Source organism: Pseudomonas fluorescens, from assembly GCF_902497895.1.
GTDB classification, from domain to species: Bacteria; Pseudomonadota; Gammaproteobacteria; order Pseudomonadales; family Pseudomonadaceae; genus Aquipseudomonas; species Aquipseudomonas fluorescens_BP.
This window is the reverse complement of sequence record NZ_CABVHQ010000027.1, coordinates 47,093-71,510: the sequence shown is the minus strand read 5'-3', so window position 1 is coordinate 71,510 and position 24,418 is coordinate 47,093. Positions and strand designations below refer to the sequence as shown.

34 protein-coding genes are annotated in these 24,418 nt (G+C 55.1%); all 34 read left to right on the top strand.

Features of this window, described 5'->3' with window-relative positions; translation table 11 throughout:
• Positions 1–61: 61 nt before the first annotated feature.
• The 34 genes from rpoC to F8N21_RS15315 all read left to right on the top strand — a co-directional run bounded on the left by rpoC (position 62) and on the right by F8N21_RS15315 (position 24,312).
• Complete coding sequence (rpoC, locus tag F8N21_RS15480; RefSeq protein ID WP_150642945.1) at positions 62–4,261, top strand: DNA-directed RNA polymerase subunit beta'; 4,200 nt, start codon at positions 62–64, stop codon at positions 4,259–4,261.
• A gap of 216 nt (positions 4,262–4,477) precedes the next feature.
• Positions 4,478–4,849: a 30S ribosomal protein S12 gene (gene rpsL, locus F8N21_RS15475; protein ID WP_002555494.1), complete on the top strand. Its 372-nt coding sequence runs from the start codon at positions 4,478–4,480 to the stop codon at positions 4,847–4,849.
• Positions 4,850–4,970: 121 nt separating this feature from the next.
• The gene (gene rpsG / locus F8N21_RS15470; protein WP_010490886.1) at positions 4,971–5,441 is read left to right on the top strand and encodes a 30S ribosomal protein S7; all 471 of its coding nucleotides are present in this window, start codon (positions 4,971–4,973) and stop codon (positions 5,439–5,441) included.
• Positions 5,442–5,471: 30 nt separating this feature from the next.
• Complete coding sequence (fusA, locus tag F8N21_RS15465) at positions 5,472–7,574, top strand: elongation factor G (protein ID WP_150642944.1); 2,103 nt, start codon at positions 5,472–5,474, stop codon at positions 7,572–7,574.
• Positions 7,575–7,604: 30 nt separating this feature from the next.
• Entirely contained in the window at positions 7,605–8,798 is a 1,194-nt protein-coding gene (tuf, locus tag F8N21_RS15460) for an elongation factor Tu (RefSeq protein ID WP_150642943.1), read from the top strand.
• A gap of 140 nt (positions 8,799–8,938) precedes the next feature.
• On the top strand, positions 8,939–9,250 hold the full coding sequence (rpsJ, locus tag F8N21_RS15455) for a 30S ribosomal protein S10 (RefSeq protein ID WP_003186070.1): 312 nt from the start codon (positions 8,939–8,941) through the stop codon (positions 9,248–9,250).
• 80 nt (positions 9,251–9,330) lie between these two features.
• Positions 9,331–9,966: a 50S ribosomal protein L3 gene (gene rplC / locus F8N21_RS15450; RefSeq protein WP_003186059.1), complete on the top strand. Its 636-nt coding sequence runs from the start codon at positions 9,331–9,333 to the stop codon at positions 9,964–9,966.
• 12 nt (positions 9,967–9,978) lie between these two features.
• Entirely contained in the window at positions 9,979–10,581 is a 603-nt protein-coding gene (gene rplD, locus F8N21_RS15445; protein WP_150642942.1) for a 50S ribosomal protein L4, read from the top strand.
• On the top strand, positions 10,578–10,877 hold the full coding sequence (gene rplW, locus F8N21_RS15440; RefSeq protein WP_002555488.1) for a 50S ribosomal protein L23: 300 nt from the start codon (positions 10,578–10,580) through the stop codon (positions 10,875–10,877). The genes rplD and rplW overlap by 4 nt, the downstream gene beginning before the upstream one ends.
• A 14-nt stretch (positions 10,878–10,891) precedes the next feature.
• Positions 10,892–11,716 carry a 50S ribosomal protein L2 gene (gene rplB, locus F8N21_RS15435; RefSeq protein ID WP_003176423.1) on the top strand — a complete coding sequence of 275 codons (825 nt, stop codon included), beginning with the start codon at positions 10,892–10,894 and terminating at the stop codon, positions 11,714–11,716.
• 16 nt (positions 11,717–11,732) lie between these two features.
• Positions 11,733–12,008, top strand: coding sequence for a 30S ribosomal protein S19 (gene rpsS / locus F8N21_RS15430; protein WP_002555486.1), 276 nt, complete (start codon positions 11,733–11,735; stop codon positions 12,006–12,008).
• 13 nt (positions 12,009–12,021) lie between these two features.
• Positions 12,022–12,354: a 50S ribosomal protein L22 gene (gene rplV / locus F8N21_RS15425; RefSeq protein ID WP_003210077.1), complete on the top strand. Its 333-nt coding sequence runs from the start codon at positions 12,022–12,024 to the stop codon at positions 12,352–12,354.
• 13 nt (positions 12,355–12,367) lie between these two features.
• On the top strand, positions 12,368–13,054 hold the full coding sequence (rpsC, locus tag F8N21_RS15420; protein WP_003176422.1) for a 30S ribosomal protein S3: 687 nt from the start codon (positions 12,368–12,370) through the stop codon (positions 13,052–13,054).
• A 12-nt stretch (positions 13,055–13,066) separates the two neighbouring features.
• On the top strand, positions 13,067–13,480 hold the full coding sequence (gene rplP / locus F8N21_RS15415) for a 50S ribosomal protein L16 (protein WP_027898303.1): 414 nt from the start codon (positions 13,067–13,069) through the stop codon (positions 13,478–13,480).
• Positions 13,480–13,671 (top strand): 50S ribosomal protein L29, encoded by a 192-nt coding sequence (rpmC, locus tag F8N21_RS15410; protein ID WP_002555481.1) that lies wholly within the window; start codon positions 13,480–13,482, stop codon positions 13,669–13,671. Before rplP ends, rpmC begins: the two co-directional genes overlap by 1 nt.
• Before the next feature lie 2 nt (positions 13,672–13,673).
• Entirely contained in the window at positions 13,674–13,940 is a 267-nt protein-coding gene (rpsQ, locus tag F8N21_RS15405) for a 30S ribosomal protein S17 (protein WP_003176419.1), read from the top strand.
• A 23-nt stretch (positions 13,941–13,963) separates the two neighbouring features.
• Positions 13,964–14,332: a 50S ribosomal protein L14 gene (gene rplN / locus F8N21_RS15400; protein WP_002555479.1), complete on the top strand. Its 369-nt coding sequence runs from the start codon at positions 13,964–13,966 to the stop codon at positions 14,330–14,332.
• Positions 14,333–14,343: 11 nt separating this feature from the next.
• Positions 14,344–14,658: a 50S ribosomal protein L24 gene (gene rplX, locus F8N21_RS15395; protein WP_150642941.1), complete on the top strand. Its 315-nt coding sequence runs from the start codon at positions 14,344–14,346 to the stop codon at positions 14,656–14,658.
• Positions 14,659–14,678: 20 nt separating this feature from the next.
• Positions 14,679–15,218, top strand: coding sequence for a 50S ribosomal protein L5 (gene rplE, locus F8N21_RS15390; protein ID WP_003186044.1), 540 nt, complete (start codon positions 14,679–14,681; stop codon positions 15,216–15,218).
• A gap of 13 nt (positions 15,219–15,231) precedes the next feature.
• Complete coding sequence (gene rpsN / locus F8N21_RS15385) at positions 15,232–15,537, top strand: 30S ribosomal protein S14 (protein ID WP_150642940.1); 306 nt, start codon at positions 15,232–15,234, stop codon at positions 15,535–15,537.
• Between the two features lie 208 nt (positions 15,538–15,745).
• Positions 15,746–16,138 (top strand): 30S ribosomal protein S8, encoded by a 393-nt coding sequence (rpsH, locus tag F8N21_RS15380; RefSeq protein WP_003186040.1) that lies wholly within the window; start codon positions 15,746–15,748, stop codon positions 16,136–16,138.
• Positions 16,139–16,151: 13 nt separating this feature from the next.
• On the top strand, positions 16,152–16,685 hold the full coding sequence (rplF, locus tag F8N21_RS15375; protein WP_003176412.1) for a 50S ribosomal protein L6: 534 nt from the start codon (positions 16,152–16,154) through the stop codon (positions 16,683–16,685).
• A 10-nt stretch (positions 16,686–16,695) separates the two neighbouring features.
• Positions 16,696–17,046, top strand: coding sequence for a 50S ribosomal protein L18 (rplR, locus tag F8N21_RS15370; protein WP_003186037.1), 351 nt, complete (start codon positions 16,696–16,698; stop codon positions 17,044–17,046).
• Positions 17,047–17,049: 3 nt separating this feature from the next.
• Positions 17,050–17,550, top strand: a complete 501-nt coding sequence (rpsE, locus tag F8N21_RS15365; protein WP_003186035.1) for a 30S ribosomal protein S5 — start codon at positions 17,050–17,052, stop codon at positions 17,548–17,550.
• A gap of 2 nt (positions 17,551–17,552) precedes the next feature.
• Positions 17,553–17,729, top strand: a complete 177-nt coding sequence (gene rpmD / locus F8N21_RS15360) for a 50S ribosomal protein L30 (RefSeq protein WP_003444363.1) — start codon at positions 17,553–17,555, stop codon at positions 17,727–17,729.
• 3 nt (positions 17,730–17,732) lie between these two features.
• The gene (gene rplO / locus F8N21_RS15355) at positions 17,733–18,167 is read left to right on the top strand and encodes a 50S ribosomal protein L15 (protein WP_150642939.1); all 435 of its coding nucleotides are present in this window, start codon (positions 17,733–17,735) and stop codon (positions 18,165–18,167) included.
• Positions 18,168–19,496, top strand: coding sequence for a preprotein translocase subunit SecY (gene secY / locus F8N21_RS15350; RefSeq protein ID WP_150642938.1), 1,329 nt, complete (start codon positions 18,168–18,170; stop codon positions 19,494–19,496).
• Between the two features lie 28 nt (positions 19,497–19,524).
• Positions 19,525–19,641 carry a 50S ribosomal protein L36 gene (rpmJ, locus tag F8N21_RS15345; protein WP_002555468.1) on the top strand — a complete coding sequence of 39 codons (117 nt, stop codon included), beginning with the start codon at positions 19,525–19,527 and terminating at the stop codon, positions 19,639–19,641.
• Between the two features lie 129 nt (positions 19,642–19,770).
• Positions 19,771–20,127 (top strand): 30S ribosomal protein S13, encoded by a 357-nt coding sequence (gene rpsM, locus F8N21_RS15340; RefSeq protein WP_003186020.1) that lies wholly within the window; start codon positions 19,771–19,773, stop codon positions 20,125–20,127.
• A gap of 30 nt (positions 20,128–20,157) precedes the next feature.
• Entirely contained in the window at positions 20,158–20,547 is a 390-nt protein-coding gene (gene rpsK / locus F8N21_RS15335) for a 30S ribosomal protein S11 (protein ID WP_002555466.1), read from the top strand.
• Positions 20,548–20,564: 17 nt separating this feature from the next.
• Positions 20,565–21,185 carry a 30S ribosomal protein S4 gene (rpsD, locus tag F8N21_RS15330; protein WP_003210056.1) on the top strand — a complete coding sequence of 207 codons (621 nt, stop codon included), beginning with the start codon at positions 20,565–20,567 and terminating at the stop codon, positions 21,183–21,185.
• A 22-nt stretch (positions 21,186–21,207) separates the two neighbouring features.
• Complete coding sequence (locus F8N21_RS15325; protein ID WP_003176403.1) at positions 21,208–22,209, top strand: DNA-directed RNA polymerase subunit alpha; 1,002 nt, start codon at positions 21,208–21,210, stop codon at positions 22,207–22,209.
• Positions 22,210–22,250: 41 nt separating this feature from the next.
• On the top strand, positions 22,251–22,637 hold the full coding sequence (gene rplQ / locus F8N21_RS15320) for a 50S ribosomal protein L17 (RefSeq protein WP_150642937.1): 387 nt from the start codon (positions 22,251–22,253) through the stop codon (positions 22,635–22,637).
• 226 nt (positions 22,638–22,863) lie between these two features.
• A complete protein-coding gene (locus F8N21_RS15315) occupies positions 22,864–24,312 on the top strand; it encodes a catalase (RefSeq protein ID WP_150642936.1) in 1,449 nt (482 codons plus the stop codon).
• Positions 24,313–24,418: the final 106 nt, after the last annotated feature.

Here is a 24,418-nt window from a genome sequence, read left to right as displayed (position 1 = left end):
GTGACGCGAATCGAGAGCGGGGCAGGATTGCCCGCTCTCTGCTCCGCCAGGAGGAAAGGCCTTGAAAGACCTACTGAATTTGCTGAAAAACCAGGGTCAAGTCGAAGAGTTCGACGCCATCCGTATTGGATTGGCATCGCCTGAGATGATCCGTTCGTGGTCGTTCGGTGAAGTTAAAAAGCCGGAAACCATCAACTACCGTACGTTCAAACCTGAGCGTGACGGTCTGTTCTGCGCCAAGATCTTTGGCCCGGTAAAGGATTACGAGTGCCTGTGCGGTAAGTACAAGCGCTTGAAGCACCGTGGTGTGATCTGCGAGAAGTGCGGCGTTGAAGTCGCGCTGGCCAAAGTTCGTCGTGAGCGCATGGCGCACATCGAACTGGCTTCGCCAGTTGCCCACATCTGGTTCCTGAAATCGCTGCCGTCCCGTATCGGCCTGCTGATGGACATGACCCTGCGTGATATCGAACGCGTTCTCTACTTCGAGAGCTATGTCGTTATCGATCCAGGCATGACCACCCTTGAAAAAGGTCAGCTGCTCAACGACGAGCAGTACTTCGAAGCGCTGGAAGAGTTCGGCGACGATTTCGATGCCCGCATGGGTGCCGAAGCCGTTCGTGAACTGCTGCACGCTATCGACCTGGAACACGAGATTGGCCGTCTGCGCGAAGAAATTCCGCAAACCAACTCCGAAACCAAAATCAAGAAGCTGTCCAAGCGTCTGAAGTTGATGGAAGCCTTCCAGGGTTCCGGCAACCTGCCAGAGTGGATGGTGCTGACCGTTCTGCCGGTTCTGCCGCCAGATCTGCGTCCACTGGTCCCGCTGGATGGCGGTCGCTTCGCGACTTCCGACCTCAACGATCTGTATCGTCGAGTGATCAACCGTAACAACCGCTTGAAGCGTCTGCTCGATCTGTCCGCTCCGGACATCATCGTGCGCAACGAAAAGCGTATGTTGCAGGAAGCCGTCGATGCACTGCTCGACAACGGTCGTCGTGGCCGCGCTATCACAGGTTCCAACAAGCGTCCTCTGAAATCCCTGGCTGACATGATCAAGGGTAAGCAGGGTCGTTTCCGTCAGAACTTGCTCGGTAAGCGTGTTGACTACTCCGGTCGTTCGGTAATTACCGTAGGTCCGACCCTGCGTCTGCACCAGTGCGGTCTGCCGAAAAAAATGGCACTCGAGCTGTTCAAACCGTTCATCTTCGGCAAGCTGGAAATGCGTGGTCTCGCGACCACCATCAAAGCGGCCAAGAAGATGGTCGAGCGCGAACTGCCAGAGGTCTGGGACGTTCTCGCTGAAGTGATTCGCGAACACCCGGTTCTCCTCAACCGTGCACCGACCCTTCACCGTCTGGGTATCCAGGCGTTTGAACCGGTACTGATCGAAGGTAAGGCTATCCAGCTGCACCCTCTGGTCTGTGCTGCGTACAACGCCGACTTCGACGGCGACCAAATGGCCGTGCACGTACCGCTGACACTGGAAGCCCAGTTGGAAGCGCGTGCGTTGATGATGTCGACCAACAACATCCTGTCGCCAGCCAACGGTGAGCCAATCATCGTTCCGTCGCAGGACGTTGTATTGGGTCTGTACTACATGACTCGTGAAGCGATCAACGCCAAGGGCGAAGGTCGGGTGTTCGCGGATCTGCAGGAAGTTGACCGTGTGTTCCGTGCCGGCGAAGCCGCACTGCACGCCAAGGTCAAAGTGCGGATCAACGAAACCGTCAACGATCGTGATGGCGGCAGCGTCAAGAACACCCGTATCGTCGACACCACTGTCGGCCGTGCGCTGTTGTTCCAGGTCGTTCCACCAGGCCTGTCGTACGACGTGGTCAACCAGCCGATGAAGAAAAAGGCGATCTCCAAGCTGATCAACCAGTGCTACCGCGTGGTTGGTTTGAAAGAGACCGTGATCTTCGCTGACCAGTTGATGTACACCGGTTTTGCCTATTCGACCATTTCCGGCGTTTCCATCGGTGTTAACGACTTCGTTATCCCGGATGAGAAAGCGGCCATCATCGGTGCTGCTACCGATGAAGTGAAAGAGATCGAAAGTCAGTACGCCTCCGGCCTGGTAACCCAGGGCGAGAAGTACAACAAAGTGATCGACCTTTGGTCCAAGGCGAACGACGAAGTTTCCAAGGCGATGATGTCGAACCTCTCGAAAGAGAAGGTTATCGACCGTCACGGCGTCGAAGTCGACCAGGAGTCCTTCAACTCGATGTACATGATGGCCGACTCGGGCGCACGGGGTTCTGCTGCGCAGATCCGTCAGCTCGCCGGTATGCGTGGCCTGATGGCCAAGCCGGACGGTTCCATCATTGAAACGCCGATTACTGCGAACTTCCGTGAAGGTTTGAGCGTACTTCAGTACTTCATCTCCACTCACGGTGCTCGTAAAGGTTTGGCGGATACCGCGTTGAAAACTGCGAACTCCGGTTACCTGACTCGTCGTCTGGTGGACGTGGCGCAGGATCTGGTCGTGACCGAGATCGATTGCGGCACCGAACATGGCCTGGTAATGACTCCGCACATTGAAGGCGGTGACGTTGTAGAGCCGTTGGGTGAGCGCGTATTGGGTCGGGTCATTGCCCGTGACGTATTCAAGCCAGGTACCGAGGACGTTATCGTTCCTGCAGGCACCCTGGTTGATGAGAAGTGGGTCGAGTTCATCGAACTCAACAGCATCGACGAAGTGATCGTACGTTCGCCGATCAGCTGCGAAACCCGCTTCGGCATTTGCGCCAAGTGCTACGGCCGTGACCTGGCTCGTGGTCACCAGGTGAACATCGGTGAAGCGGTCGGCGTTATCGCTGCCCAGTCCATCGGTGAGCCGGGTACCCAGCTGACGATGCGTACGTTCCACATCGGTGGTGCGGCAAGCCGGACCTCCGCGGCCGACAGCGTTCAGGTGAAGAATGGCGGTACCGTCCGTCTGCACAACCTGAAGCACGTTGAGCGAGTGGATGGTTGCCTGGTTGCTGTGTCCCGTTCCGGTGAGCTGGCGATCGCTGATGACTACGGTCGTGAGCGCGAGCGCTACAAGCTGCCGTACGGTGCCGTGATTTCGGTTAAAGAGGGTGACAAGGTCGACGCTGGCGCAATCGTGGCCAAGTGGGATCCGCACACTCACCCAATCGTTACCGAAATGAAAGGTACCGTGACCTACGTGGGCATGGAAGAAGGCATCACGATCAAGCGTCAGACTGACGAATTGACCGGTATGACCAACATTGAAGTACTCGACGCCAAAGACCGTCCAGCTGCCGGTAAAGACATTCGTCCTGCCGTGAAGATGGTCGGTGTCGATGGCAAGGATCTGCTGTTGCCAGGTACCGACGTACCGGCTCAGTACTTCCTGCCAGCCAACGCCCTGGTCGGCGTGGCGGATGGTGTGCAGGTTGCGATCGGTGATGTTATCGCGCGTATCCCGCAAGAAACTTCGAAAACCCGTGACATCACCGGTGGTCTGCCGCGTGTTGCCGACTTGTTCGAAGCCCGTCGTCCGAAAGAAGCCTCGATTCTGGCTGAAGTCAGCGGCACCATCGCGTTCGGTAAAGAGACCAAAGGCAAGCGCCGTCTGGTCATTACCCCGAACGACGGTACCGATCCGTATGAAGAGCTGATTCCGAAGTGGCGTCACCTGAACGTCTTCGAAGGCGAACAGGTTAACCGCGGCGAAGTTATCTCCGACGGTCCGAGCGATCCACACGACATCCTGCGTCTGCTGGGTGTGAGTGCGCTGGCCAAGTACATCGTTAACGAGATCCAGGACGTTTACCGTCTGCAAGGCGTGAAGATCAACGATAAGCACATCGAGACCATCCTGCGTCAGATGCTGCGTAAAGTTGAAATCGCTGAATCTGGCGATTCCACTTTCATCAAGGGCGACCAGATGGAATTGACTCACGTTCTGGTCGAGAACGAACGTTTGAGCGCGGACGAGAAATTCGTTTCCAAGTTCACTCGTGTTCTGCTGGGTATCACCAAGGCGTCGTTGTCCACCGAATCGTTCATCTCGGCGGCCTCTTTCCAGGAGACCACTCGCGTACTGACCGAAGCGGCGGTAACCGGCAAGCGCGATTACCTGCGCGGCCTGAAAGAAAACGTGGTCGTGGGTCGTCTGATCCCGGCCGGTACCGGTCTGGCTTATCACAGCGAGCGCAAGCGTCGCCGTGATGCTGACAAACCGTTGCGCGTGAGCGCCAGTGAAGTGGAAGCTGCACTGACCGAAGCGCTGAACTCGAGCGGTAACTGAGTTCTGCGGTAAATAAGCGCCGGGCCCTGGCAGCCCTGCCTGACCAATCCGGGTTTTTTCCCGAGGTTGGGAGGGTAGGGAGGTCGGGGCCTTGCCTTGACTGGGGACGAGAAGCTCTTTAGACTCTTGTACCCCTAAATTTGGCGGGAATTCGTTCCTGCCATTTTGCTTTTCTTGCAAGACAATAGCGTCGCAAGACAACAGTGGAGCTAGTAGATGGCAACTATCAACCAGCTGGTACGTCAGCCGCGTAAGCGTATCGTCGAGAAATCCGACGTGCCTGCGCTGCAGAACTGCCCGCAACGTCGTGGCGTATGCACCCGTGTGTATACCACCACGCCGAAAAAACCTAACTCGGCACTGCGTAAAGTATGCCGTGTGCGTCTGACCAACGGTTTCGAGGTTTCCTCGTACATCGGCGGTGAAGGCCACAACCTGCAAGAGCACAGCGTGGTACTGATCCGCGGCGGTCGTGTAAAAGACTTGCCAGGTGTTCGTTACCACACCGTTCGCGGCTCCTTGGATACTTCCGGCGTTAAAGGTCGTAACCAGGGTCGTTCGAAGTACGGTACCAAGAAGCCTAAGTAGTAGTGGCTTTTTGTAAAAAAACTGAATTATCTATTTTTCTGAGTCGATAAGAGTAAGGTCGGAGGCGTCCCGAAAGGGCACCGATTCCGAGCGAACCTGAAGACCGTTTGAGGGCTTATCCATGCCAAGAAGACGCGTAGCAGCCAAGCGCGAAGTGCTTGACGATCCAAAATACGGAAGCCAAATCCTGGCCAAGTTCATGAACCACGTGATGGAAAGCGGCAAGAAAGCCGTTGCCGAGCGTATCGTTTATGGCGCGCTGGACAAGGTTAAAGAACGCAAGAACAGCGATCCCCTGGAAATCTTCGAGAAAGCTCTCGACGCCATCGCTCCGCTGGTCGAAGTGAAGTCGCGCCGTGTAGGCGGTGCTACTTACCAGGTTCCGGTCGAAGTTCGTCCGTCCCGTCGTAACGCCCTGGCAATGCGCTGGTTGGTAGACTTCGCCCGCAAGCGCGGCGAGAAGTCTATGGCTCTGCGTTTGGCTGGCGAACTGTTGGACGCTGCTGAAGGTAAAGGTGCTGCAGTTAAGAAGCGTGAAGACGTGCACCGTATGGCTGAAGCCAACAAGGCTTTCTCGCACTACCGCTTCTAATTTTAGCGTCAATAATTTTGCGAGGGCTTTATGGCTCGTACTACTCCGATTAACCGCTACCGTAACATTGGTATCGTTGCTCACGTGGATGCTGGCAAAACCACCACCACCGAGCGCGTCCTTTTTTACACTGGCGTAAACCACAAGATGGGCGAGGTGCATGACGGCGCCGCGACCACGGACTGGATGGTGCAGGAGCAGGAGCGTGGTATTACCATTACTTCTGCTGCGATCACTACCTTCTGGCAAGGTTCGTCCAAGCAGTACGACAAGTACCGCTTCAACGTCATTGACACCCCGGGCCACGTTGACTTCACGATTGAAGTTGAGCGTTCCCTGCGTGTTCTCGACGGCGCGGTCGTTGTGTTCTGCGGCACCTCGGGTGTTGAGCCTCAGTCGGAAACCGTATGGCGTCAAGCCAACAAATACGGCGTTCCACGTCTTGTTTACGTAAACAAGATGGACCGTGCTGGTGCGAACTTCCTGCGCGTGATCGAACAGATCAAAAAGCGTCTGGGTCACACCCCGGTGCCTATCCAGTTGGCTATCGGTGCCGAAGACAAATTCCTGGGTCAGATCGATCTGATCAACATGGAAGCTGTGTACTGGGACGACGCTGACAAGGGCATGGTTCCTCGTCGCGAGGCTATCCCTGCAGATATGCAGGAATTGGCTGAAGAGTGGCGTGACAACATGGTGCAGGCCGCGGCCGAATCCAATGATGAGCTGATGAACAAGTACCTCGAAGGTGAAGAACTCACCATCGAGGAAATCAAGGGTGCTCTGCGTCAGCGTACTATCGCTGGCGAAATCGTCCTGGCTGTTTGCGGTTCTTCCTTCAAGAACAAGGGTGTTCCCCTGGTTCTCGATGCTGTTATCGACTACCTGCCGGCACCCGTCGACATTCCTGCCATCAAGGGTACTGACCCGGATGACGAGACTATCGAACTGGAGCGTCATGCAGACGACAGCGAACCGTTCTCGGCGCTGGCGTTCAAGATCGCTACCGACCCATTCGTGGGTACTTTGACCTTTGTCCGGGTTTACTCGGGTGTGTTGAGCTCCGGTGACGGCGTTATCAACTCGGTTAAAGGCAAGAAAGAGCGCGTGGGTCGTATGGTGCAAATGCACGCAAACGCCCGTGAAGAAATCAAGGAAGTACGCGCTGGTGACATCGCGGCCTTGATCGGCATGAAGGACGTCACCACTGGCGAAACTTTGTGCACCGCTGACAAGCCAATCATCCTGGTTCGCATGGACTTCCCGGAGCCGGTTATTTCGGTTGCCGTTGAGCCAAAGACCAAGGACGACCAGGAAAAAATGGGTATCGCTCTGGGCAAGCTTGCTCAGGAAGATCCATCTTTCCGCGTCAAGACTGATGAAGAGACCGGTCAAACGATCATCTCTGGCATGGGCGAATTGCACCTGGACATCCTGGTTGACCGGATGCGCCGTGAGTTCAACGTCGAAGCCAACATCGGTAAGCCACAGGTTTCCTATCGTGAGAAAATCACGAAGAACTGCGAAATCGAAGGCAAGTTCGTTCGTCAATCCGGTGGTCGTGGCCAGTTCGGTCATTGCTGGATTCGTTTTGCTCCTGCTGACGAAGGTCAGGAAGGTCTGCAATTCGTGAACGAAGTGGTTGGTGGTGTGGTTCCCAAGGAATACATCCCGGCTATCCAGAAGGGTATCGAAGAGCAGATGAAGAACGGCGTTGTGGCCGGCTATCCGCTGATCGGCCTGAAGGCGACCGTTTTCGATGGTTCTTACCACGACGTCGACTCCAACGAGATGGCGTTCAAGGTGGCTGCTTCCATGGCGACCAAACAGCTGGCTACCAAAGGTGGTGGTGTGCTGCTTGAGCCGGTGATGGCGGTAGAGGTTGTTACACCTGAGGACTATATGGGTGACGTGATGGGCGACTTGAATCGTCGTCGCGGCATGATTCTGGGTATGGAAGACACGGTCTCCGGCAAAGTAATCCGCGCCGAAGTTCCGTTGGGTGAGATGTTCGGTTATGCGACCGACGTCCGTTCCATGTCTCAGGGTCGCGCGAGCTACTCTATGGAATTCAAAAAATACGATGTAGCTCCGTCGCATATCGTCGAAGCTGTCACTAAAAAACAAGGCTGATTCAGTCCTTTAGGCAAGGAGTTAATTGTCGTGGCTAAAGAAAAATTTGTACGTGACCTCCCGCACGTCAACGTTGGCACCATTGGTCACGTTGACCACGGTAAAACCACGCTGACCGCTGCTCTGACTCGTGTCTGCTCCGAAGTTTTCGGTTCGGCCGCTGTTGCTTTCGACAAGATCGACAGCGCACCGGAAGAAAAGGCTCGTGGTATCACCATCAACACCGCACACGTTGAATACAACTCGCTGATCCGTCACTACGCTCACGTTGACTGCCCAGGTCACGCTGACTATGTGAAGAACATGATCACCGGTGCTGCACAGATGGACGGCGCTATCCTGGTTTGCTCGGCCGCTGATGGTCCGATGCCACAAACCCGTGAGCACATCCTGCTGTCCCGCCAGGTAGGCGTTCCGTACATCGTTGTCTTCCTGAACAAGGCTGACATGGTTGACGACGCTGAGCTGCTGGAACTGGTTGAGATGGAAGTGCGCGATCTGCTGAGCACTTACGACTTCCCGGGCGACGACACTCCGATCATCATCGGTTCCGCTCTGATGGCTCTGAACGGCCAAGACGACAACGAAATGGGCACCACTGCCGTTCGTAAACTGGTTGAGACTCTGGACAGCTACATTCCAGATCCAATCCGTGTTATCGACAAGCCGTTCCTGATGCCAATCGAAGACGTATTCTCGATCTCCGGTCGCGGTACTGTTGTGACTGGTCGTATCGAGCGCGGTATCGTCAAGGTTCAGGATCCACTGGAAATCGTTGGTCTGCGTGACACTACCGTCACCACCTGCACCGGTGTTGAAATGTTCCGTAAGCTGCTCGACGAAGGTCGTGCTGGCGAGAACTGCGGCGTTCTGCTGCGTGGTACCAAGCGTGACGACGTTGAGCGTGGCCAGGTTCTGGTCAAGCCAGGTTCGGTCAAGCCGCACACCACCTTCGAAGCTGAAGTGTATGTGTTGAGCAAAGAAGAAGGCGGTCGTCACACTCCGTTCTTCAAAGGCTACCGTCCACAGTTCTACTTCCGGACCACTGACGTGACCGGTAACTGCGAACTGCCGGAAGGCGTTGAAATGGTAATGCCAGGCGACAACGTGAAAATGGTTGTCACCCTGATCAAAACCATCGCAATGGAAGATGGTCTGCGTTTCGCTATTCGTGAAGGCGGTCGTACCGTCGGCGCTGGCGTCGTAGCCAAAATCATCGCCTAAGCGTTGATTGATGAAAGAGCCCCCGCTTGCGGGGGCTTTTTTATTGGGTTGACACTGTGTGGGCCCGTCTATAGAATTGCGCCTCCTTTTAACGGGCGTATTGCGCTCGGTGGGAATAGCAGCCTGGAGTCTGAAATCCAATGCAAAATCAGCAAATCCGTATCAGGTTGAAGGCTTTTGACCATCGCCTGATCGACCAATCCACCCAGGAAATCGTGGAAACCGCGAAACGTACTGGTGCTCAAGTGCGTGGTCCGATTCCACTGCCTACCCGTAAAGAGCGGTTCACCGTTCTGGTCTCCCCGCACGTCAACAAAGACGCGCGCGACCAGTACGAGATCCGTACTCATAAGCGCGTACTGGACATCGTCCAGCCAACGGATAAAACCGTTGATGCACTTATGAAGCTTGATCTTGCGGCCGGTGTGGAAGTACAGATCAGCCTCGGCTAAGACTCGGTCTTAGTCGTGTAACGCTCTGAAATGGGCGGCCATAGCGGGTGAAAGCCCCGTACACTCATGAGGTTTACAACATGACTATTGGTGTAGTCGGTCGTAAATGCGGTATGACCCGTATTTTCACCGAAGAAGGTGTCTCCATTCCGGTCACGGTCATTGAGATCGAGCCGAATCGCGTCACCCAGTTCAAAACTGAAGAAACCGATGGCTATCGTGCAGTGCAAGTCACTGTCGGCGAGCGTCGTGCTTCGCGTGTGACTGCTGCTCAAGCAGGTCACTTCGCTAAAGCAAACGTTGCAGCTGGTCGTACCGTTATGGAATTCCGCCTTGAAGAAGGCGAGTACCAGGCAGGCGATCTGATCAACGCTGAAATCTTCGCCGCTGGTCAACTGGTCGATGTGACCGGTCAGTCCAAAGGTAAAGGCTTCCAGGGTACGATCAAGCGTTGGAATTTCCGTGGCCAAGACAACACTCACGGTAACTCCGTTTCCCACCGCGTCCCGGGCTCTATTGGCCAGTGCCAGACTCCTGGTCGTGTATTCAAGGGCAAAAAAATGTCCGGTCATATGGGCGCTGAGCGCGTGACCGTGCAGTCCCTCGAAGTAGTGCGCGTCGACGCTGAACGCAATCTGTTGTTGGTCAAGGGTGCTGTTCCTGGCGCTACTGGCGGCAACCTGGTTGTACGTCCAGCGGCCAAGGCTCGCGGTTAAGGGGAAGCTGACATGCAATTAAATGTAAATGACGCTCAAGCGATCGAAGTTTCCGAACTGACGTTTGGCGGCGAGTTCAACGAGACACTGGTTCACCAAGCAGTCGTGGCCTACATGGCCGGCGGCCGTCAGGGTACCAAGCAGCAAAAGACCCGTTCCGACGTTCGTGGTGGCGGTAAGCGCCCATGGCGTCAGAAAGGTACTGGCCGTGCTCGTGCCGGTACTATCCGTAGCCCAATCTGGCGTGGCGGCGGTACCACTTTCGCAGCTCGTCCACAGGATCACTCCCAGAAGCTCAACAAGAAGATGTATCGCGCAGCAATGCGTTCCATCCTTGCTGAACTGGTGCGTACTGATCGTCTGGTCGTGGTTCAGGACTTCGCTGTTGAAGCACCGAAAACCAAAGATCTGCTGAACAAGCTGAATGGCATGGGTCTGACTGATGTCCTGATCGTGTCCGATGCTGTTGATCAGAACCTGTACCTGGCTGCTCGCAACCTGCCACACGTTGATGTACGTGACGTGCAAGGTTCCGATCCAGTTAGTCTGATCGCATACGACAAGGTGTTGATCACCGTGTCGGCCGTGAAGAAATTCGAGGAGCTGCTGGGATGAACCAGGAACGCGTATTTAAAGTTCTGCTTGGCCCGCACGTTTCCGAGAAGGCTACGGTTCTGGCAGACAAGAAAGGCCAGTTCGTTTTCAAGGTTGCGACCGACGCAACCAAGCTGGAAATCAAGAAGGCCGTCGAAAGCCTGTTCAGCGTGAAAGTAGAGCGTGTTACTACCCTGAATGTTCTGGGTAAGAGCAAGCGCACTGCTCGCGGTCTGGGCAAGCGTAATGACTGGAAGAAGGCAGTTATCTCCCTTCAGCCAGGCCAAGATCTCGATTTCAGCAGCAGTGCTGAGTAAGGAAGGGGTGCATCATGGCAATCGTTAAATGCAAACCGACTTCCCCTGGCCGCCGTTTTGTGGTCAAGGTGGTCAACCAGGAGCTGCATAAAGGCGCTCCTCACGCACCGCTGCTCGAGAAGAAATCGAAGACTGGTGGTCGTAACAACAATGGCCGTATTACCACTCGTCACATAGGTGGTGGTCATAAGCAGCATTATCGTCTGGTCGACTTCCGTCGTAACGACAAAGATGGCATCTCTGCCACTGTCGAGCGTATCGAATACGATCCAAACCGTACTGCTCACATCGCTCTGCTGCTGTACGCAGATGGCGAGCGTCGCTACATCATCGCCCCTAAAGGCGTGAGTGCTGGCGACCAGCTGATCGCAGGTGCCTTGGCGCCGATCAAGCCGGGCAACGCTCTGCAACTGCGTAACATTCCAGTTGGTAGCACCGTACACGGCATCGAATTGAAGCCGGGTAAAGGCGCGCAAATCGCTCGTTCCGCTGGTGCTTCGGCTCAGCTGATCGCTCGTGAAGGTGTCTACGTGACCCTGCGTCTGCGCTCTGGTGAGATGCGTAAAGTATTGGCTGAATGCCGTGCGACCCTGGGCGAAGTCTCGAACTCCGAGCACAGCCTGCGTTCGCTGGGTAAAGCCGGTGCCAAACGCTGGCGTGGCGTTCGCCCAACCGTTCGTGGTGTTGCCATGAACCCGGTTGACCACCCACATGGTGGTGGTGAAGGTCGTACCTCTGGTGGTCGTCATCCGGTATCGCCATGGGGCTTCCCGACTAAGGGCGCGAAGACTCGTGGTAATAAGCGTACCGACAAAATGATCGTCCGTCGTCGCAAGTAAATAGAGGGATACGACAGTGCCACGTTCTCTGAAAAAAGGTCCTTTTATTGATCTTCACCTACTGAAGAAGATCGAAGTGGCGGCGGAAAAGAACGATCGCAAACCAGTGAAAACCTGGTCGCGCCGTTCCATGATCCTGCCACAAATGGTCGGTCTGACCATTGCTGTGCATAACGGTCGTCAACATGTCCCAGTTCTCGTGAACGAAGACATGGTCGGCCACAAACTAGGCGAGTTTGCCGGTACCCGCACATATCGTGGGCACGTGGCAGACAAGAAAGCCAAGCGTTAAGGGGTAAGGAATGATGGAAGTAGCCGCTAAGTTGTCGGGCGCTCGAATCTCCGCCCAGAAAGCCCGCTTGGTCGCCGACCAGATCCGCGGGAAGAAGGTGGGCGAAGCGCTCAACCTGTTGGCTTTCAGCAGTAAGAAAGCCGCCGAGATCATCAAGAAAGTGCTGGAGTCGGCCGTAGCCAACGCCGAGCATAACGAAGGCGCAGACGTTGATGACCTTAAAGTCAGCACCGTTTTCGTCAACGAAGGGCGTTCGCTGAAGCGAATCATGCCACGTGCCAAAGGCCGTGCTGATCGCATCGTCAAGCGGTCTTGCCATATCACTGTCAAGGTTGCTGACAAGTAACGGAGTCGAAGAGATGGGTCAGAAAGTACATCCCATTGGCATTCGCCTGGGAATCGTCAAGGAACACACCTCCGTCTGGTATGCAGACGGCCGGACTTATGCGGACTATTTGTTCGCTGATCTGAAGGTGCGTGAGTATCTCCAAGACAAACTAAAAAGCGCGTCCGTAAGCCGTATCGATATCCATCGTCCGGCTCAAACTGCACGTATCACCATCCACACCGCTCGCCCGGGTATCGTTATCGGGAAGAAAGGTGAAGATGTTGAGAAACTGCGTCAGGACCTGACCAAGCAAATGGGTGTGCCTGTGCACATCAATATCGAAGAGATCCGCAAGCCGGAGCTCGACGGTATGCTGGTTGCGCAGAGCGTAGCTCAGCAGCTGGAGCGTCGCGTAATGTTCCGTCGCGCTATGAAGCGCGCTGTACAGAACGCCATGCGCATTGGTGCCAAAGGCATCAAAATCCAAGTGAGCGGTCGTCTCGGCGGTGCTGAAATCGCACGTACTGAATGGTATCGCGAAGGTCGTGTGCCACTGCACACCCTGCGTGCCGACATCGACTATGCCAACTACGAAGCTCACACCACTTATGGTGTGATCGGTGTAAAGGTTTGGATCTTCAAAGGCGAAGTAATTGGTGGTCGCCAAGAAGAGCTGAAGCCACAAGCACCAGCGCCTCGTAAAAAAGCTGCTAAGTAAGGGGTACGCCAAATGTTGCAACCAAAGCGTACGAAGTTCCGCAAGCAGATGACTGGCCACAACCGTGGCTTGGCATTGCGCGGTAGCAAAGTCAGCTTCGGCGAATATGCGCTGAAGTCTGTAGCTCGTGGTCGTCTCACCGCTCGTCAGATCGAGTCAGCGCGTCGTGCTCTGACCCGTCACGTTAAACGTGGCGGCAAGATCTGGATCCGTGTATTCCCGGACAAGCCTGTCACCAAGAAGCCACTCGAAGTTCGGATGGGTAAAGGTAAGGGTAACGTCGAATACTGGGTTGCCCAGATTCAGCCAGGCAAAGTCCTGTATGAAATCGAGGGTGTTTCTGAAGAGCTGGCGCGTGAGGCTTTCGCCCTGGCTGCTGCAAAGCTGCCGCTCGCCACCTCCTTTGTTAAACGGACGGTGATGTGATGAAAGCGAATGAACTTCGTGAAAAATCCGCACAGCAGCTGAACGAGCAACTGCTCGGCCTGCTGCGCGACCAGTTCAATCTGCGTATGCAGAAAGCAACTGGCCAGTTGGGGCAGTCTCATCTGCTCTCGCAAGTTAAGCGTGACATTGCTCGCGTGAAGACTGTGCTCAACCAGCAGGCAGGTAAGTGATCATGGCTGAAGCCGAAAAAACTGTCCGTACGCTGACTGGCCGTGTTGTCAGCGACAAGATGGACAAAACCATCACCGTTCTGATCGAGCGCCGCGTTAAGCACCCGATCTACGGTAAATATGTTAAGCGTTCGACTAAGCTGCACGCGCACGACGAAACCAATCAGTGCCACATCGGCGACAAAGTCACTATTCGTGAAACTCGTCCCCTGGCCAAGACCAAGTCTTGGGCACTGGTTGATGTTCTCGAACGCGCTGTGGAAGTCTAAGGACTAGGGGTCGGAGAAATTATATGATTCAGACTCAATCCATGCTCGATGTGGCCGATAACAGCGGCGCTCGCCGTGTTATGTGCATCAAGGTGCTGGGTGGCTCCCATCGTCGTTACGCTGGTATCGGTGACATCATCAAGGTTACCGTGAAGGAAGCAATTCCTCGCGGTAAAGTGAAAAAAGGCCAAGTGATGACTGCTGTTGTAGTCCGCACTCGTCACGGCGTTCGCCGTGCAGATGGCTCCATTATCCGCTTTGATGGCAACGCTGCTGTTCTGTTGAACAACAAGCAAGAGCCGATCGGCACCCGTATCTTTGGGCCAGTGACCCGTGAACTTCGTACTGAGAAGTTCATGAAGATCGTCTCGCTCGCCCCAGAAGTGCTGTAAGGAGATCCGACATGCAAAAGATTCGTCGTGACGACGAGATCATCGTGATCGCCGGCAAAGACAAAGGTAAGCGCGGTAAGGTGCTTAAGGTTCTCGCTGACGACCGTCTGGTCGTTGGTGGTCTGAACCTGGTCAAGCGTCATACCAAGCCTAACCCTGCGTCGGGCGTACAAGGCGGTATCGTCGAAAAAGAAGCGCCACTGCACGCTTCTAACGTCGCCATTTTCAACGGCGAAACCAACAAGGCTGACCGCGTTGGTTTCAAAGTAGAAGAAGGCAAGAAAATTCGTGTCTTCAAGTCGACCCAAAAAGCGGTTGATGCTTGAACACTGCTAGGTAGAAGACCATGGCACGACTAAAAGAGATTTACCGGAAGGAAATCGCACCGAAACTTAAGGAAGAACTTAAGCTTTCGAACGTGATGGAAGTTCCGCGCGTTACCAAAATCACCCTGAACATGGGTCTGGGCGAAGCGATCGGCGACAAAAAAGTCATCGAGCACGCTGTGGCTGACCTGGAAAAGATCACCGGTCAAAAAGTCGTTGTGACTTACGCTCGGAAATCCATCGCTGGCTTTAAAGTCCGTGAAGGTTGGCCGATCGGCGTCAAAGTGACTCTGCGCCGTGAGCGTATGTATGAATTCCTGGATCGTCTGCTGTCGATCTCCCTGCCTCGGGTTCGCGACTTCCGCGGCCTGAATGCCAAGTCCTTCGATGGTCGTGGTAACTACAGCATGGGCGTTAAAGAGCAGATCATCTTCCCGGAAATCGACTACGACAAGATCGATGCTCTCCGCGGTCTGGACATTACCCTGACCACCACTGCTCGGACGGATGATGAAGGTCGTGCACTGCTGCGCGCTTTCAAATTCCCGTTCCGCAACTGATTGGAGTAGGACCATGGCCAAGATGAGCATGAAAAACCGCGAGCTGAAACGTCAGCTCACGGTTGCCAAGTACGCCAAGGCGCGTGCAGCACTGAAAGCTATCATCGTTGATCTGAACGCAAGTCCAGAAGCACGTTGGGAAGCTACAGTAGCTCTGCAGAAGCAGCCACGTGACGCAAGCGCCTCGCGCATGCGTAACCGCTGCCGCCTGACTGGTCGTCCACACGGCGTTTACCGCAAGTTCGGCCTTGGCCGTAACAAACTGCGTGAAGCGGCAATGCGTGGTGACGTACCAGGTCTGGTTAAAGCCAGCTGGTAAGTACTGTCAAAGTCTCGGCGTTCAGAATCGCAAGATCCTGACCGCCGGTGGCCTTGAATCTGAATCAAGCCCCTATTGGGGCTTGATTCATTTGTGGGGTGTGTCTAGAATACCCGGCTCGCCTGAGCCCGTGCTTTTTTCGTGCGGAGTTTCTCGGCGAAGGTAGTAGCCGCAAGGCTAATTTTTTTGTATTAGGAGCGTCTAGCCCATGAGTATGCAGGACCCGTTAGCGGACATGCTAACTCGAATCCGTAATGCCCAGATGGCTGAAAAGTCCGTCGTAAGCATGCCATCTTCCACGTTGAAGGTAGCTGTAGCAAAAGTCCTCAAGGACGAAGGTTACATCGCGGGTTATCAGATCAGCAGCGAAATCAAGCCGTTGCTATCCATCGAGCTGAAATATTTCGAAGGCCGTCCGGTCATCGAAGAAGTGAAGCGCGTTAGCCGTCCAGGCCTGCGTCAGTACAAGTCCGTCGATGATCTGCCAAAAGTTCGTGGCGGTCTCGGTGTGTCTATCGTCTCCACCAACAAAGGTGTGATGACGGATCGTGCTGCGCGCGCTGCCGGTGTCGGCGGCGAAGTTCTTTGCACAGTGTTCTAAGGGGGGGATAAGCATGTCACGCGTCGCTAAGAACCCCGTTAAGCTGCCAGCCGGTGTCGAAGTCAAATTCGCAGGCCAACAGCTTTCGGTGAAGGGTGCCAAGGGTACTCTAGAACTGAACATCCATTCGTCCGTTGAGATCGTTGAAGAAGCTGGTGAGCTGCGTTTCGCTGCTCGCAATGGCGATCAACAGACTCGCGCAATGGCCGGTACCACTCGTGCGTTGGTAAACAACATGGTCCAAGGCGTAAGCCAAGGCTTCGAGCGCAAGCTCCAGCTGGTCGGTGTTGGTTACAAAGCGCAAGCAAAAGGCACAGTGCTGAACCTGGCTCTTGGCTTCTCGCACCCAGTGGATTATGAACTGCCGGAAGGCATCACCGCTGAGACTCCTAGCCAGACCGATATCCTGATCAAGGGCATCGATAAGCAGCTGGTAGGTCAAGTGGCCGCCGAGATCCGCGACTTCCGTCCACCAGAGCCGTACAAAGGCAAAGGTGTGCGCTACGCGGACGAAGTCGTCCGTCGTAAAGAAGCCAAGAAGAAGTAGGGCATAGCAAATGACCGACAAAAAAGTTACTCGACTGCGTCGCGCTCGCAAAGCACGCCTGAAAATGCACGAACTCGAAGTCGTGCGTCTCTGCGTGTTCCGCTCGTCGCAGCACATCTACGCCCAGGTCATTTCGGCCGACGGCAACAAAGTCCTGGCAAGTGCCTCGACTTTGGATAAAGAACTGCGTGATGGCGCCACTGGCAACATCGACGCGGCCACTAAGGTTGGCCAGCTGGTCGCTACGCGTGCTAAAGCCGCTGGCGTCTCGCAGGTGGCTTTCGACCGCTCTGGCTTCAAGTACCACGGCCGCGTCAAGGCGCTGGCTGATGCTGCTCGTGAAGCTGGGCTGGAGTTCTAAGTTATGTCAAATAACGACCAAAAGCGCGACGAAGGCTACATCGAGAAGCTGGTTCAAGTTAACCGCGTAGCCAAAACCGTTAAAGGCGGCCGTATCTTCACTTTCACCGCGTTGACCGTGGTAGGTGATGGTAAAGGGCGCGTTGGCTTCGGCCGTGGCAAGTCACGTGAAGTGCCTGCCGCGATCCAGAAGGCAATGGAAGCTGCTCGCCGCAACATGATCCAAGTTGATCTGAACGGCACCACGCTGCAGTACGCAATGAAGTCCGCTCATGGCGCTTCGAAGGTGTACATGCAGCCTGCTTCTGAAGGTACCGGTATCATCGCTGGCGGCGCTATGCGTGCTGTCCTCGAAGTTGCTGGCGTTCAGAACGTTCTGGCCAAGTGCTACGGCTCGACTAACCCGGTAAACGTGGTTCACGCCACTTTCAAAGGTTTGAAAGCTATGCAGTCTCCTGAGTCCATTGCCGCCAAGCGTGGCAAAAGCGTCAAGGAGATCTTCTGATCATGGCTACCGTTAAAGTAACGCTGATCAAAAGCATGACCGGCCGTATCCCTAATCACAAATTGTGCATCAAGGGTCTGGGTCTGCGTCGCATCGGTCACACTGTAGAAGTACTTGATACTCCCGAGAATCGCGGGATGATCAACAAGGCTTACTACATGCTGCGTGTCGAGGGTTAATCGATGAAACTCAATGATCTGAGTCCTGCGCCGGGTTCCCGTCGCGAGAAGCATCGTCCGGGCCGTGGTATCGGTAGTGGTTTGGGTAAGACTGGTGGCCGTGGTCACAAAGGTCAGTCCTCCCGCTCCGGTGGCACTATTGCTCCGGGCTTTGAAGGCGGTCAACAGCCGCTGCATCGTCGCCTGCCGAAGTTCGGTTTCGTTTCCCTGAAGGCCATGGACCGCGCAGAAGTGCGTCTGTCCGAGCTGTCTAAAGTGGAAGGCGACATCGTCACCGTGCAGTCCCTGAAGGATGCCAACGTGATTAACCAAAACGTACAACGTGTGAAAATCATGTTGTCCGGTGAAGTTACTCGCGCAGTCACCATCAAGGGTATCGCCGCCACCAAAGGTGCGCGTGCGGCTATCGAAGCAGCTGGCGGCAAGTTCGAGGAATAAATGGCTAAGCAAGGTGCTCTCTCTGCGCTCGGCAAAGGCGGTATGTCTGAACTCTGGGCTCGTCTGCGTTTTCTGTTCCTGGCGATTATCGTCTACCGAATAGGCGCACACATCCCGGTTCCAGGTATCAACCCGGACCGACTCGCAGACCTGTTTCGACAGAATGAGGGGACCATTCTTAGCTTGTTCAACATGTTTTCCGGCGGTGCGCTGGAACGGATGAGCATCTTTGCACTGGGGATCATGCCGTACATTTCGGCATCGATCATCATGCAACTGATGACCGCCGTCAGCCCGCAGCTGGAGCAGTTGAAGAAGGAAGGTGAAGCTGGCCGTCGCAAGATTAGCCAGTACACCCGCTACGGCACCGTCGTCCTTGCTCTTGTTCAGGCTATCGGCATGTCCGTTGGCCTGGCGGGGCAGGGCGTTGCGTTCACTGGTGACTTTGGCTTCCATTTCATCGCGGTATCCACTTTTGTGGCTGGTGCGATGTTCATGATGTGGCTGGGTGAACAGATTACTGAGCGTGGTGTTGGCAACGGTATCTCGATGTTGATTTTCGCAGGTATCGTCGCCGGTCTTCCGAGAGCGATCGGGCAGTCTTTCGAGTCTGCGCGTCAGGGTGATATCAACATTTTCGCCCTGGTTGCCATCGGTTTGCTGGCAGTAGCGATTATCGGTTTTGTGGTGTTCATTGAGCGTGGTCAGCGGCGAATCGCCGTTCATTACGCCAAGCGTCAGCAGGGCCGCAAGGTGTTTGCCGCGCAGACTAGCCACTTGCCGCTGAAAGTGAATATGGCCGGTGTTATTCCTGCTATCTTCGCGAGCAGCATTTTGCTGTTCCCGGCTTCGTTGGGTGCCTGGTTCGGTCAGTCTGAAGGTATGGGCTGGTTGCAGGACATCTCGCAGTCGATCGCTCCTGGTCAGCCGTTGAATATTCTGCTGTTTAGTGCAGGGATTATTTTCTTCTGCTTCTTCTATACGGCGTTGATGTTCAATCCGAAAGACGTAGCGGAAAACCTGAAGAAGTCCGGTGCCTTTATTCCGGGCATCCGTCCAGGTGAGCAGTCTGCGCGCTATATTGATGGCGTTCTGACCCGCTTGACCATGTTCGGTGCTCTATATATGACGGCCGTGTGCCTGCTGCCCCAGTTCCTGGTGGTTGCAGCAAACGTTCCGTTCTACCTTGGCGGGACCTCGTTGCTGATCGTGGTCGTGGTTGTGATGGACTTCATGTCCCAAGTACAATCGCACCTCGTTTCGCACCAGTACGAATCCCTGATGAAGAAAGCCAACCTGAAGGGCTACGGCAGCGGCATGCTGCGCTGAAGCACCCATAAGGTTCGAGGAGTTGGTGATGAAAGTTCGTGCATCGGTGAAAAAGCTGTGCCGTAACTGCAAAATTATTCGCCGCGAAGGTGTTGTTCGAGTAATTTGCAGCGCGGAACCGCGTCACAAACAGCGCCAAGGCTGAGTGTGATCCGCTTGAAGCCCAGCAGCTAGTGCGCTGCTGGGTTGATTATTTGTTATTACAGCGATATTATCTCGCGCCCTATTTCTTGGCTTCCGGGGCGTAGGTAGCTGTCAATTGGAGTCCCACTGAATGGCCCGTATTGCAGGCGTTAACATTCCAGATAACAAGCACACTGTTATCTCGCTGACCTACATCTATGGTGTTGGTCGCACTACTGCACAGAAAATTTGTGCAGTGACTGGGGTAAACCCAGCCGCAAAGATCAAGGATCTGAGCGACGAGCAGATTGAACAGCTGCGTGGCGAAGTGGCGAAGTTCACCACTGAAGGTGACCTGCGTCGCGAAATCAACATGAAAATCAAGCGTTTGATGGACCTCGGTTGCTATCGCGGTCTGCGTCATCGTCGTGGTCTTCCAGTACGCGGTCAGCGTACCAAGACTAACGCGCGTACCCGTAAAGGTCCGCGTAAGCCGATCCGCAAGTAATCGCCCCAGCGAATCGACAGGAAATTAATCATGGCAAAACCTGCTGCTCGTCCTCGTAAAAAAGTCAAAAAGACAGTGGTTGATGGCATCGCCCACATCCACGCGTCTTTTAACAACACAATCGTGACCATCACCGACCGTCAAGGTAATGCGCTTTCTTGGGCTACCTCCGGTGGTTCGGGTTTCCGCGGTTCTCGCAAGTCCACCCCGTTCGCTGCTCAAGTAGCTGCTGAACGTGCTGGTCAAGCTGCGCTGGAATATGGCCTGAAAAACCTCGACGTCAACGTCAAAGGTCCAGGTCCAGGTCGTGAGTCTGCTGTCCGTGCATTGAACGGCTGTGGCTATAAGATCGCCAGCATCACCGACGTGACGCCAATCCCGCACAACGGGTGCCGTCCGCCGAAGAAGCGCCGCGTGTAATCAGGAGATTGTAAAGAATGGCTCGTTACATTGGTCCAAAATGCAAACTCGCTCGTCGCGAAGGCACCGATCTCTTTCTGAAGAGCGGCGTGCGCGCGATCGAATCGAAGTGCAACATTGAAGCAGCACCTGGTATCCACGGCCAACGCCGCGGTCGTCAGTCCGATTACGGCACCCAACTGCGTGAAAAGCAGAAAGTCCGTCGTATCTATGGCGTTCTCGAGCGTCAATTCAGCGGCTACTACAAAGAAGCTGCTGGCAAGAAAGGCGCAACCGGCGAAAACCTGTTGCAGCTGCTCGAATGCCGTCTGGACAACGTTGTATACCGTATGGGCTTTGGTTCGACTCGTGCCGAATCCCGTCAGCTGGTATCGCACAAATCCGTCAGCGTTAACGGTCAGACCGTAAACGTCCCGTCGTACCAGGTTCGTGCTGGTGACGTGGTCGCGATTCGCGAGAAAGCAAAGAACCAGCTTCGCATTGTCCAAGCTCTCGATCTGTGTGCCCAACGTGGCCGCGTAGAATGGGTAGAAGTAGACACTGAGAAGAAGTCGGGCGTTTTCAAGAACGTTCCTGCTCGCAGTGATCTGTCCGCCGACATCAACGAAAGCCTGATTGTCGAGCTCTACTCCAAGTAAGGGCTAGAAAATAGGTGCATCCATGCAGATTTCGGTAAATGAGTTCCTGACACCCCGTCACATTGATGTGCAGGTTGTCAGTCCAACCCGCGCCAAGATCACTCTCGAGCCTCTCGAGCGTGGTTTTGGCCACACCCTGGGCAACGCGCTGCGCCGCATCCTGTTGTCCTCAATGCCCGGCTGTGCAGTAGTCGAGGCCGAGATTGACGGTGTGCTCCACGAGTACAGCGCCATCGAAGGTGTACAGGAAGACGTAATTGAAATCCTGTTGAACCTTAAAGGTCTGGCTATCAAGCTGCACGGCCGTGACGAAGTTACGCTGACCTTGTCGAAGAAGGGTTCGGGGGTGGTTACCGCTGCCGATATTCAGCTGGATCATGATGTCGAGATCGTTAATCCCGATCACGTAATCGCTAACCTGGCGTCTAACGGCGCCCTGAACATGAAGCTCACCGTAGCTCGTGGTCGTGGTTATGAACCGGCCGACTCGCGTCAGAGCGATGAAGACGAAAGCCGCAGCATCGGTCGCTTGCAGCTTGACTCTTCGTTCAGCCCGGTTCGCCGTATCGCATACGTGGTGGAAAACGCCCGTGTCGAACAGCGTACTAACCTGGACAAGCTGGTTATTGATCTGGAAACCAACGGTACCCTGGATCCTGAAGAGGCTATCCGTCGTGCTGCAACCATCCTGCAACAGCAGTTGGCTGCGTTCGTCGACCTCAAGGGTGACAGTGAGCCAGTGGTAATCGAGCAAGAAGACGAGATCGATCCGATCCTGCTTCGCCCGGTTGACGATCTGGAACTGACTGTACGTTCGGCTAACTGCCTTAAGGCGGAAAACATTTACTACATCGGCGACCTGATTCAGCGTACCGAAGTAGAACTGTTGAAGACTCCGAACCTGGGCAAGAAATCCTTGACTGAAATCAAGGACGTTCTGGCCTCCCGCGGTCTGTCCCTCGGCATGCGCCTCGACAACTGGCCGCCTGCAAGTCTTAAGAAGGACGACAAGGCGACTGCCTGATCGTCGTAATCACCGAACGTGAGTTTGGTAAGGAATGAACCATGCGTCATCGTAAAAGTGGTCGTCACCTGAGCCGTACCAGCTCGCACCGCAAGGCCATGTTTCAAAACATGGCGGTGTCGCTGTTCGAGCACGAGCTGATCAAAACTACACTGCCGAAAGCCAAAGAACTGCGTCGCGTTGCTGAGCCGCTGATCACTTTGGCCAAGACAGACAGCCTGGCTAACCGTCGCCTGGTTTTCGACCGTACTCGTTCGAAAGCCATCGTTGGTAAGCTCTTCAACGACCTGGGCAAGCGTTACGCTACCCGTGAGGGTGGCTACCTGCGCATCCTCAAGTGCGGTTTCCGCACTGGCGACAACGCGCCTATGGCGTACGTCGAGTTGATTGATCGTCCTGTCGGCGGTGAAGCTGTATCCGCTGAGTAAGACGTCAAATACAAAAAACCGGGCCTAGTGCCCGGTTTTTTGTGCCTGCTCGATAAGCAAACCTTCTTCTTTCTCAGTCTCTCGACTGCTGTCTGTTCATTGGCGTCATTAGTTATATTCTATCGATGCCCGCAATTTAATGAATTTGATGGTGACATGTTGATGGTCAATACTCCCTCCCAGCCGATTAGCCGGCCGTTGAAAGACTGACAGAGGAAGTTTGAGCATGAGCCAGAGTAAAACGCTAACGACAGCCAGTGGCGCTCCAGTCGCCGATAACCAGAATTCCCGTTCCGCCGGCCCCCGTGGCCCGCTGCTGCTCGACGATTTCCATCTGCTCGAGAAACTTGCCCACTTCAACCGCGAAAACATCCCGGAGCGGCGAGTCCATGCCAAAGGTTCGGGCGCTTACGGTACGTTCACGGTGACCCGTGATATCACCCAGTACACCAGCGCCAAGCTGTTCGAGTCTGTTGGCAAGCAAACCCCGACCTTCCTGCGCTTCTCTACCGTAGGCGGTGAGCGCGGCTCGGCGGATACCGAGCGCGACCCACGGGGTTTCGCGCTGAAGTTCTATACCGAAGAAGGCAACTGGGACATCGTTGGCAACAACACCCCAGTGTTCTTTATCCGGGACCCGCTGAAATTCCCTGACTTTATCCACACCCAAAAGCGCTTGCCGCAGAGCAATCTGAAGAGCGCGCAAATGATGTGGGACTTCTGGTCGCATTCACCTGAGGCACTGCACCAGGTCACTATCCTGTTCTCGGATCGCGGGATCCCGGACGGCTACCGTCATATGCACGGCTTCGGCAGTCACACCTACAGCCTGATCAACGCCAATGGCGAGCGGCATTGGGTGAAATGGCACTACAAAACCAGGCAAGGCATCAAGAACCTGGCTCCGGCAGAAGCGGCACGCCTGGCCGGCACTGACCCTGACTACGCCCAGCGCGACCTGTTCGGTGCCATCGAGCGCGGTGATTTCCCGAAATGGCGCGTGTGCATTCAGATCATGACCGAGGCCCAGGCCGGGGCGCACTACGAGAACCCGTTCGACGTGACCAAGACCTGGTCGCAGAAGGAATTCCCGCTGATTGAAGTCGGTGAGCTGGAACTGAACCGCAATCCGCAGAACTACTTCGCGGAAGTCGAGCAGGCGGCGTTTGGGCCAAGCAACATGGTGCCAGGTGTCGGACTATCGCCGGATCGCATGCTTCAGGGGCGGGTGTTCGCTTACGCGGATGCACACCGCTATCGTGTCGGCACCAATCACCAGCAGCTGCCGGTGAATGCCCCACGCAACCTGGTCAATACTTACCAGCGTGATGGCTCCATGGCCTTTGGCGGCAACGGCGGCGGAACTCCGAACTACGAGCCCAACAGTTACGCCGACGCACCGAAGCAGGCTTCGCAATACGCCGAACCTGCGCTGGCCCTTGGCGGTGCGGCAGATCGTTACGATCATCGCGAAGACACCGACTACTACAGCCACGCCGGCGCCTTGTTCCGTTTGATGAACGAGGAGCAGAAAACCCTGCTGATCAATAACATTGCAGGTGCCATGGCTGGGGTTTCGGCCGATGTGATTCAGCGTCAGCTGCAACATTTCTTCAGGGCAGATGCCGCTTATGGAGAACGAGTCGCAAAGGCCTTGGGCGTAGCGCTTGGCTAAGTCTAAACGAGAAGTAGAACCGCCCTCATTTGGGCGGTTTTTGCGTTATTTAACCTGCTTTTCTAAGAATATCTTCGCTTTTGTTGCGATGGACGAGTGACCTGCA